We start from the raw sequence: 9711 nt of genomic DNA on the forward strand, positions 1-9711 counted from the left end.
GCGGCCCTACTACGGGGATCGATACCCCGGTGGGCCGGCGCGAGATCGTTACGATCCAATGGCGCTGGCTCCAAGACTGGTTCCTTTCCCAAGCGAACATGATTCCATGATCGATTCCTCGAGCGCGGCGGCGGACAAATAGCGCGATAGTAGGAATTCCTGACTTCCCACCTCTTGGAAGAACGCATCGGGAAGACCAATGCGCTTCAACTGGCAACGTAGATTCGGCACTTCCGTGAAGATTTCAGCCACGGCGCTTCCCAGTCCTCCCAAATGGCTGTGTTCTTCGACCGTAATCATTAGCCTGGTTTGGAAGGCGAGCTTGGCGATCAACTCTTGGTCGAGAGGTTTGATGGTGTGTACGCTGTAGATTCCCACCTCGATGCCGTTTTCCGCCACGTTTTGACAGGCCTCGATGGCGTTTCGGACGACGGATCCGGTGGCGAGGACAACCACTTCCTTTCCGGGCAGGATCTCGATGGCCTTGCCAATCTCAAAGACAGGCGGCGTCCGGTAGATTCTTGGCTCGCCGCTCTTCCCCAGGCGGAGATAAGCCGGGCCGGGCGCGGCAGCAATGGCCCTGGTAGCCAGCTCAGCCTCGACCGGATCCGCAGGACAAAGCACCTTCATGTTGGGAAGCGCACGCAGGATGGCAATGTCTTCCGTGCCATGGTGGGTCACTCCCAACGCCCCGTAGGCGACGCCTCCGCCCACCGCGACGATCTTGACGTCAGCGTTGTGGTAGCACACATCGTTCCGGATTTGCTCCAGGCAGCGCAGCGTGGAGAAATTGGCGATGGAATAGGTAAAGACGATTTTTCCCGAGAGCGCCAGGCCGGCAGCAATGCCGGTCAAGTTTTGTTCGGCCACGCCGACATTGATGAAGCGATCGGGAAACTCCTGAGCGAACGGCTCTACCACTCCATATCCCAGGTCGCCAACCAGAAGGAAAATGCGTTTGTCGTTCCGTGCCAACTCGATCAGGGTTCGGATGAATGCCGTTCTCATTCGGCTGTCCCCAGCTCAGCCAGTGCCTGGCCCAGCTCCTCGGCGCTGGGCGACTTGTAGTGCCAGGCAAGCTGGTTCTCCATAAAGCTGACGCCTTTGCCTTTGACCGTGTGAGCGATGATGCAGCTCGGCCGGCCCGCTTCGAACGGCACGCTCAACAGGGCATCGTCAATTTGCTCGTAATCGTGCCCGTCAATCTCCCGCACCGACCAGCCAAACGCACGCCATTTGTCACCGAGCGGATCCAGGTCGAGCACTTCCTTGACCCGGCCCAAGCTCTGAATCTTGTTGTAGTCCACAATCGCAACGAGGTTGTCCAGGCGATGATGTGGTGCGAACAGCCCCGCTTCCCATGTGGAACCTTCGTCGCACTCGCCGTCGCTCAGGAGCACAAAGACCCGGCAGGGACGCCCCTCTCGTTTGCCGGCCAGGGCCATGCCGCAGCCGATGGGCAGGCCATGGCCCAGAGAGCCGGTCGAAACCTCTACCCCGGGGACACCGTGGTGGGTGATATGCCCGGCCAGCCGCGAATCGTCCTGGCAGTAGGTCTCGAGCCACCTCGCCGGGAAGAAACCGCGCTCGGCCAAAACCGCGTAGAGCGCTGCGGCAGCATGGCCTTTGCTCAGAAGGAAGCGATCGCGTTCGCTCCAGTCGGGCCGGCGAGGATCGAGGCGCAGGACACGCCCGTAGAGCACCGCCAGCAGATCGGCGATCGACAGGCAACTGCCCACATGCGAAGACCGTGCCCGATGGGTCATCCGCAGAACGTGGCTGCGAATGCGCACGGCAAGCTCCTGGCACCCGTTCTGCGTCATGGCACACCCACGCTCTTCGCCGCCAAGGCCGCGTCCGGATAGCGCCCCTGATTCTCGCGGAACCACTCCAGGGTGCGGTGCAATCCCTCAGCGAGCGGGACGCGGGGCGCCCATCCGGTAGCGTTCTGCAATTTGGAGATGTCGCCTTCGAGGTTCCCGATCGGCTGGTCCGGGTAGGGAAGTTCGCCCCATCCAAGCGGCAGGCCGGGATCAATCATGTCGCGGAGCCGCTCGACGATAGAGCGCACCGTGGCGGGCTGGCCCGAGGCCAGATTGAACACGCCCACGGCTCCGGGTTCCTGCGCCGCCTGCCAGATGGCTTCGGCGGCATCCTCAACGTAGAGGTAGTCCCACCGCTGGGTGCCGGAAGTCAGCCGGGGTTTCGCCCCTCGGAGGAGGGACAAGATGACCGTCGGGATCAGATACTCGGGCTGGTCGGCTGGCCCGTAGGCGGCCAGCAGGCGCAACCAGGTGAACCGAATTCCCAGTGTGTCGCTGAGTTGTTGCCCGACCAGGCCGGCGCAAAGCTTCACCGCTCCATAGAGGGTGGTCGGTCGGGTCGGGAGGTCTTCGGTCAGCACACCGTTGCAGGCACCGTACTCCGCCTGTGAGCCCAAGCCCACAAAACGCCGGCAGCCGCTCTCGTGCGCCACGCGGAGCAACTCCAGTGTGCCCGAGAGGTTTTCAGTAATCTGGCGCACATCGTTGCGGTGGCGACTCACCACGCCGAACCAACCCAGATGAAAGACCGTCTGGGGAGCAAACGCGCGAATCGTCCCGGCGGCCTCTCCGATCACACCGAGGTCACCGGGAATCACATCGAGGCGCGCGATCAGGTCGGCGATCCGCCAGGGCGAGCGCGACCCCCGAACCAGCACCGCAACCTGACACTTTTTGTGAAGGAGCAGCCGCACCAAGTGCGAGCCAATCACGCCCGTTCCGCCTGTCACCAGACAACGCATCGAGCCCCCATCCCCCTTTTGCCGCATCCGTCCACCTTTGTCTTCGCCACCGCTCAACCGTTCCGCCGCTGCGCCATGACCAGCGGTTCCTCCCGTGCCGCCTCGCCCCGCAGGGTCAGAAAGTCGCGGTACCAGCGGATCGTCTCGCGCAAACCGTCCTCCAGGCTGAACTGCGGCTGCCACCCGAGCACCGCCCGGGCCTTTCCGGCATTCAGGCATTGCTCGCTGATCTCCTGCTTGGCAGTGGCCTGGATCTCCAGTTCGAGTTGCGATCCCATCAATCTCAGGATTCTTTGGGCCAGGTCGAGCACGCGGACCGGAGTCTCATTGGAGAAGTTGAAGACCTCGCCATGGAGCTGGCTGCGACCCGCCATGCATTCCGCCAGGAGCAGGTAGGCCTCGACGGCATCCTCCACGTAGAAGTAGTCCCGCACCGGATTCCCGTCCGAGCGAATCACCGGCAGCTCATTCCGCAGCGCTGAGCGAATCGTGCCGGGCACGAGGCGGTTCCAATTCAGATCGCCGCCACCGTACAAGTTTCCGCACCGGGTGACACAGACAGGTAGAGCAAACGTGGCGGAGTAGGACTGGGCCAGCAGGTCGGCGCAAGACTTGCTCACCTCGTAGGGGTGCTTGGCCCGCAAAGCCATCCCTTCCTGGTAGGGCTTTCCTCCCCAATCCCCATAGGCTTTATCCGAAGAGGCGATGACGATCTGCTGAACCGTGGGGCTTCGGCGGCAGGCCTCGAGTAAGCTCCAGGTCCCGCGGATGTTGCTATCCCAAGTGGATACTGGATTCCGGCTGGCGATTCCGACGATCGTCTGAGCGGCCAGATGGAAGACGGTCGAAGCCTCGGATTCTCCCAGGGCTCGCTCCAGCAAAGCCTGGTTTCGGACATCTCCCCTGACCACCTGGACATGCTCGATGAGTTTGGAACGAACGAGTTCGCTGTCGGGCACCCAATCGCGCACCAGACAGGTGACGGAAGCTTCCCATTCCACGAGGCGGCGCACCAGCCATCCGCCGAGCAAGCCGGTCGCGCCGGTCACAAAGGTCGGGCGGTCACGCCAAAACTTCTCTGAAAGCAATCCCACGTTCTTCACCTGCCTTTCCTGCGCCTCTGACCGCGACAAGGAAGTTCAACACGCTGGCTCAAGCCCGGCCTCCGTCAGACGGCAAGGATGCTCGACCGCTTATTGACTTCCTCGCGGGGGCAGGCGCACGTATGACACCACGGCGGCAGACTTTCTCCCGTTGGCACGACTCGAAATCCTCTTTCGAGCACGAAGAATTCATAATCAGCCTCGCCGAGAACAGACCGCACAACTTCTGCGGCTGTCCCATCGTGAATTTCACAAATCACCATGGGTCGGAACTCACGAAGCACGCGGCGTGCTCCCCGAAGCGCCTCTCCCTCACCCCCCTCGATGTCGATCTTGAGGAGTGTGGGAGGGCGCCGCTGGGCCTGGGCCGCAAAATCGTCCAGGGTGAACACCTGCACCTCGAGGTCTCGGTGCCGTTCGGCCTCGTTCGAGTCGTCCACCAGTTTGCCTTGCGAACTGTCTGGTCCGGTGCGAAACGCGGCCAGCCCGCTGCGGCTGGACACGGCGCAGGGAACGACCTCGACGTTTTGGATCTTGTTGAGCCGCAAATTGGCATTTAACTTTTCGATGTTCTCGGGCCACGGTTCAAAGGAGTAAACTCTCCCGCCAGGGCCACAGAGCCGCGAAAACAGAAGGGTGTGCACTCCCACATTGGCCCCGAGGTCATAGACCACGTCGCCAGGACGAATGATGCGTTCAAAAATCACTTGGTTCATCACCTCTTCGATTCCCAGGACGCGGAACGTGGGAAAATGCGGCGAAGGGTCATTGAGAATGGAGAAACCTCGGAGCGGGCCGAAGCCAATGGGGATGGCCGCCACCCGCGGATCCAACACGGCCCAGAGTTGCGCTTTGTCACCCAGACGGCGCAGCGATTCATTCTTCAAGATCAGCTCGGGTCTGGTTTGCAGAAACTTGTAGATCGATTGAGCGATAAGGGGCGCGGTCGCCTGGCCAAGAAAAGATCGTCGGAAAGCCCAGGCGATCTTGTTGAACGTCGAAGACGTTGCTCGGTAGTAGGCAGTATCGTTCATCATCTTCTGCTTTTCCGCTTGGCGGTTGAACCAATCTCCTCCCAGGAACATCCCCGCGGCCGTCGCGCCCCACCCTCCGGCAAAGGGCCGAGAAGGGGCCGGAGCCCTGAGATTCGCACCGCTGCTCTCTCTAGCCGGTTACCGCTGCCGCCTTTCTCTCCCAAACCTGCCAGGGGGCTTGTCCACTCGCCCACAATTCGTTGAGAAACTGGTACTCGCGATAGGTGTCCATGGCGTACCAGAAGCCCGTGTGTGGATACGCCACGAGCTGACCATTCCTCGCCAGCTTCTCCAGGGGGCCTTTTTCCAAAGCGCCGTCCTCCTCCAGATACTCAAACACTTTGCGGTTAAAAACGAAGAAGCCTCCGCTGATCCACCGAGTGTCTTGCGGCTTTTCGCAGAATCCAGCCACGGTGCCGTCTTCTTTGAGATCGAGGACGCCAAAGCGTGAGGCTGGCTTGATGGCCGTAACGGTGGCGACTTTTCCCCGTGCGTTGTGGAACTTCACCAGTTCCAGAACGTTCAGGTCGCTCAGGCCGTCACCGTAGGTCAGCAAGAAAGTATTGCCTTCGATGTAAGGCTCGATCCGTTTGATGCGCCCTCCCGTCAGAGTCTCCAAGCCGGTATCCACAAGGCTGACCACAAAGTTCCTCTCTTCATGATCATTGTGATACTGGATAGCGGTTCGACCGTTTCCGAGAACCACGGTAAAGTCGCTGACCAAGGATTGGTAGTTCAGGAAGTATTCCTTGATCATATTTCCGCGATAGCCCAGGCACAGGACGAATTCCTTGAAGCCATAGTGAGCGTAGATTTTCATGATGTGCCACAAGATTGGCTTGCCACCTATTTCCACCAGCGGTTTGGGCCGGTATTCCGTTTCCTCTCGCAGCCGCATCCCCATCCCGCCACACAGAATGACAACTTTGGGTTCCATCGTGCTCTCACCCTTTAGCCAAAAACCGGCCCGAGCGTATTTTTTCTTTGGAGCCCACTGACTACGCCAATACCTCTTGCTCCTGAATCTCCGTTTTGCCGCTGGTCTGCTCGAAGACTCTCAGCATCTCCAGCGAATACTTCTCCCAAGAAAAGTGCCGCTGCACGTGTTCTCTCCCCTGCCGGGCAATCTTGTTGCGCCGGTCCGGGATATTGGCCAGCTCGGCCACCGCGCGCATGATCGCGCCCGGGTTCCGGCCTGGCACGAGCAGTGCCGTTTCTCCATCTTTGAGCACCTCTTCCACTCCAACAGCGCGCGAGACAATGACCGGTCTGCCGCAAGCCATGGCCTCGAGAACGGCTATGCCCCACGCCTGGTTTTCGCACGGATAGACGTAGGCATCGCAGGCCGAATAGTAGTCCGGCAGCTCTTCATCGGGCACGCTTTGGAGCAAAAAGCTCACCACTTTCTCCAGTTGATGGTCGGCAACGAACTGACGAAGGCGCCGGACATAATGAGGAGCAACGCTGCCCAGGCCCACGATCATGAATCGGACATCATCACGGTGTTGTCTCAGGATACGCATGGCTTCCAGGACATCTTCAATACGCCTATGCGGTTCCAGGATGCCGAGCCAAAGCAAGAGGAAGGAATCACTCGGGATACCGTGCCTTTGCCGTATCTTGGCTCGACCTTGTGGCCTTTCGCCAAATGCGCGCGTATCAATGCCGCTTCGGATCACCTGGGCGGGACGGTGATAGAAGTTTTCAATCGCCCGTTTTACTTTTTCGTCCAGGACAACCACCTGATCGATCTGCCGCACGATTCGTTTTTGCACGTATCCCATCACGCGATCGACGGGCCACTGGAGCCACGGAGGGGAATAAGGCCGGTATCCGGGTTGCTCCCAGTTGCGGGCATCGTTGCACATCCACACAATCGGCACACCGGTTTTGCGCTTGCAATACAAGGCGGCGGCGTTCGCTGCCCTCGTGTGGGTGTTTAACAGGTCTCCAGGATCCTCGATCAAATGGGCCAGTTTCCTACTTTCATAGAGGTGCCTCTTAGCGGCGTAGAAAAGACGACGATGAGGAAGATTCGTTCTCGGGGGCACCCAATCCGGCGCAAGTCTTTCCACACACCGGATATCGAGCGAGGTCGTGAGATCGGGATAGCATCGGGAGGGGTTATAGCGGTAGGCATAGACCGTCACTTTGTGCCCAAACTCCTGAAGCCATTTGGCCAGGAGCAGAAGTTGCCTTGGCGCACCTCCGTTGAATGTCAAATCGAGAATGAGCAAGGAAATTTTCAAATCTACTCCTCTAGCGCTCCCGGCCAACTCCCGTCGAGGCGGGCTCGCTTTTGCCCTGGTTTCGTCTTCCCTCCATCAGTTCCGTCCTCCCTTTCGCGTCGAGAATGCACGGCGCGGGAAGCGGGATGAGAAGTTTGCCTCCACGAGCGAGAAAGGCGCTCTCGCGGGTTTGAAACTCGTCGATGAAGTGCCAGGGCAGGACCAAGAACCAATCGCTATTCCGGCGGGCCTCTTCCTCGGCGACAATGGGGATCCAGGTCCCGACGGTGCGCTTGCCCCACTTGTCGGGATTCCGCTCGGCAGCCGCCTGAATCACCGTGCGGTCAAGTCCGAAGTACTGCAGCAGGGTGTTCCCTTTTGTGGAGGCTCCGTAAACGGATACCTTTTTTCCCTTTCGCACCTCCGCTCGAACGAAGCGGCACACTTTGTCACGGATACGCGAGACACGTTGGGCAAACTCTTCGTAAACTCGACGCTCGGTCAAGCCCAGGCGAGCTTCCTCAGAGAGCATCCTTTGCAGTCGATCGCCGGCCCCTTCCCGAGCTTTCAACCGGGAACCGGCATGCGTCACGTAGATCCGAAAACTTCCGCCGTTGACGTCGTTTGTTTCGACATCGAGCAGTGCCAGACGGTGGCGTTCGACCAGCGGACGGAGAGAAGTCAGCGAGTAATACTCCAGATGCTCGTGGCAGATGTTATCGAAGGCGTTTTGGGAGAGCATGAGGGGCAGGTAGCTCATCTGGATGACCCAAACGCCTTCTTCATCCAGGCAGCGGACCACGTCGGCGACGAAAGCGTTTGGATGCTCCAGGTCATAAAACATGGCGATGGAGGTGATGACTCTGAACTTCTCTCCGGCGACGGCGGCCGCATGGAAAAAGTCGTTGATGATTCGCTCGGTTCCGTCTTCTGCTTCCCGGACGAGATTTTCGGCCGGCTCGAAGCCGACCCTCCGGATGCCCGGCGTACGGTAGGAGCGGAGTAGCGTGCCGTCATTGCACCCGATGTCGAGCACACTCGAACCCGGTCGCACCCCGGCCACCTCCTCGGCCCTGGCGGCGACGTCAGCGAGGGCCGCTCGCATGGAGGCATTGACGCCGGACTTGTACCAATACTGGCGGTACAACCACTCGGAGGGAGTGGTGTGCCGCAACTGGAGCAGGCTGCACTGTTGGCAGAGGATCAGTTCCAGCGGAGCTCTCGGCAACTGCTGCCCGTCAGACGATTCAACAAAGTTGGATACGTAGTGGTCGCCAAGCTCCAGGACGGTGACCAAGGAAGCTGCCCCACAGGAGCGGCACGTTTGTCTGGTAGTTACCTTCTGTCTCATCGTCCCTCCCTCATACCGGCGGAGTTTCCACCGTTGCGACCAAGGCGGCACGAGGAGTGGCCCTTCGTAGCTCCCGATCCCTTGCTCGTGTTGTTTTTGTCGGCCCACTGTCTTGCTCACCCTTTGAGCGAACCGGCACAACTTTTGGATTTTCCTTCCTCCTGAGCGATCTTTGCCCGGTACCAGTCAATGGTTTTGCGCAAGCCCTCAAAGAAATCCGTGCGAGGGCGAAACCCGAAGGCACGTTCGGCTCGAGAGCCATCGAGCCTTCGACGCGGTTGGCCGTCGGGTTTGGAGGTATCCCAAACAATTTGCCCTGAGAAACCCAACTGGCGGCCAATGTGATAAGCGAGGTCCCGGATGGAGATTTCAAACCCCGTTCCAACGTTGACGGCTTCGCCGTCGTTGTATCGTTCGGTCGCTAAGAGAATGGCCTCGGCGCAATCATCCACAAACAGGAAGTCACGAGTAGAACTGCCGCTGCCCCAGCAGACGATTTCGCGATCGCCATTTCTTACCGCATCGAAGAATTTGCGGATCAGAGCGGGGATCACATACGACGTGTGGGGATCAAAATTGTCGCCCGGACCGAAAAGGTTTGCGGGAATCAAATAGATGCAGTTAAAAGCATACTGTTGGCGGTAAACTTTGGACTGAACCAAGAGGATTTTCTTGGCTATGCCGTAAGGGGCTCTGGTCTCATCCGGGTAGCCGTTCCAAAGCTCTTCTTCTCGCAAGGGGGTGGGCGCGAGTTTGGGGTAGGAGCTGGCTGTTCCTAAACACACCATTTTTTCAACCCCTCGCTGTCGCGCTGCCTCCATCAACTGAACCCCCATCATCAGGTTTTTGTAAAAAGCCGCGGCGGTATTCCCGCCGCCGACCGGATTGTCCACCACTCCGGCCAGATGGATAACAATGTGAGGCGACGCCTGGTCCAGCAAACGGGTGATGTTTTCCCACCTGGTCAGATCGCAAGTGGCGCGTCGCGGGACAGTGATCGAGGCGCAGCCGCGTTCCCGCAGTTTCTTGACAACGCAGGAACCCAGGAAGCCTGCCCCGCCGGTAACGACGACCCTCTTGTCGGCAAAGAAGCTTGTCATGGGCTCCCCTGGAGACAACCGCGATGGGAGCAGACTCACTCTGACGCCCGCGCTGACAATTGGCGTTCGAGCCGGCCGTTGAGCTGGTCGCCCAGCAACTTGATGTCAGC

Annotated in this window: 9 protein-coding genes; all 9 read right to left on the reverse strand. The window is 59.6% G+C overall.

Going from position 1 to position 9711, the window contains the following annotated elements; genetic code table 11:
• Positions 1-48 precede the first annotated feature (48 nt).
• The 9 genes from VIH17_12635 to VIH17_12675 all read right to left on the reverse strand — a co-directional run bounded on the left by VIH17_12635 (position 49) and on the right by VIH17_12675 (position 9601).
• Positions 49-1008, reverse strand: a complete 960-nt coding sequence (locus tag VIH17_12635; protein ID HEY4684076.1) for a transketolase C-terminal domain-containing protein — start codon at positions 1006-1008, stop codon at positions 49-51.
• Positions 1005-1823, reverse strand: a complete 819-nt coding sequence (locus tag VIH17_12640; GenBank protein ID HEY4684077.1) for a transketolase — start codon at positions 1821-1823, stop codon at positions 1005-1007. The genes VIH17_12635 and VIH17_12640 overlap by 4 nt, the downstream gene beginning before the upstream one ends.
• Positions 1820-2785, reverse strand: a complete 966-nt coding sequence (locus tag VIH17_12645) for an NAD(P)-dependent oxidoreductase (GenBank protein HEY4684078.1) — start codon at positions 2783-2785, stop codon at positions 1820-1822. The genes VIH17_12640 and VIH17_12645 overlap by 4 nt, the downstream gene beginning before the upstream one ends.
• A gap of 53 nt (positions 2786-2838) precedes the next feature.
• Complete coding sequence (locus VIH17_12650) at positions 2839-3888, reverse strand: GDP-mannose 4,6-dehydratase (GenBank protein HEY4684079.1); 1050 nt, start codon at positions 3886-3888, stop codon at positions 2839-2841.
• 65 nt (positions 3889-3953) lie between these two features.
• The gene (locus VIH17_12655) at positions 3954-4925 is read right to left on the reverse strand and encodes an FkbM family methyltransferase (GenBank protein HEY4684080.1); all 972 of its coding nucleotides are present in this window, start codon (positions 4923-4925) and stop codon (positions 3954-3956) included.
• A gap of 127 nt (positions 4926-5052) precedes the next feature.
• A complete protein-coding gene (gene rfbF / locus VIH17_12660; GenBank protein ID HEY4684081.1) occupies positions 5053-5859 on the reverse strand; it encodes a glucose-1-phosphate cytidylyltransferase in 807 nt (268 codons plus the stop codon).
• Positions 5860-5920: 61 nt separating this feature from the next.
• Positions 5921-7171: a glycosyltransferase family 4 protein gene (locus VIH17_12665; protein HEY4684082.1), complete on the reverse strand. Its 1251-nt coding sequence runs from the start codon at positions 7169-7171 to the stop codon at positions 5921-5923.
• Positions 7172-7181: 10 nt separating this feature from the next.
• The gene (locus VIH17_12670; protein ID HEY4684083.1) at positions 7182-8501 is read right to left on the reverse strand and encodes a class I SAM-dependent methyltransferase; all 1320 of its coding nucleotides are present in this window, start codon (positions 8499-8501) and stop codon (positions 7182-7184) included.
• Between the two features lie 116 nt (positions 8502-8617).
• Entirely contained in the window at positions 8618-9601 is a 984-nt protein-coding gene (locus VIH17_12675) for a GDP-L-fucose synthase (protein ID HEY4684084.1), read from the reverse strand.
• Positions 9602-9711: the final 110 nt, after the last annotated feature.

Source organism: Candidatus Acidiferrales bacterium, assembly GCA_036514995.1.
GTDB lineage: Bacteria > Acidobacteriota > Terriglobia > Acidiferrales > DATBWB01 > DATBWB01.

Coding starts and splice junctions, on each gene's coding strand:
- VIH17_12635 (HEY4684076.1), bottom strand. CDS start 1,008: ATGAGAACGGCATTCATCCGAACCCTGATCGAGTTGGCACGGAACGAC.
- VIH17_12640 (HEY4684077.1), bottom strand. CDS start 1,823: ATGACGCAGAACGGGTGCCAGGAGCTTGCCGTGCGCATTCGCAGCCAC.
- VIH17_12645 (HEY4684078.1), bottom strand. CDS start 2,785: ATGCGTTGTCTGGTGACAGGCGGAACGGGCGTGATTGGCTCGCACTTG.
- VIH17_12655 (HEY4684080.1), bottom strand. CDS start 4,925: ATGATGAACGATACTGCCTACTACCGAGCAACGTCTTCGACGTTCAAC.
- rfbF (HEY4684081.1), bottom strand. CDS start 5,859: ATGGAACCCAAAGTTGTCATTCTGTGTGGCGGGATGGGGATGCGGCTG.
- VIH17_12670 (HEY4684083.1), bottom strand. CDS start 8,501: ATGAGACAGAAGGTAACTACCAGACAAACGTGCCGCTCCTGTGGGGCA.
- VIH17_12675 (HEY4684084.1), bottom strand. CDS start 9,601: ATGACAAGCTTCTTTGCCGACAAGAGGGTCGTCGTTACCGGCGGGGCA.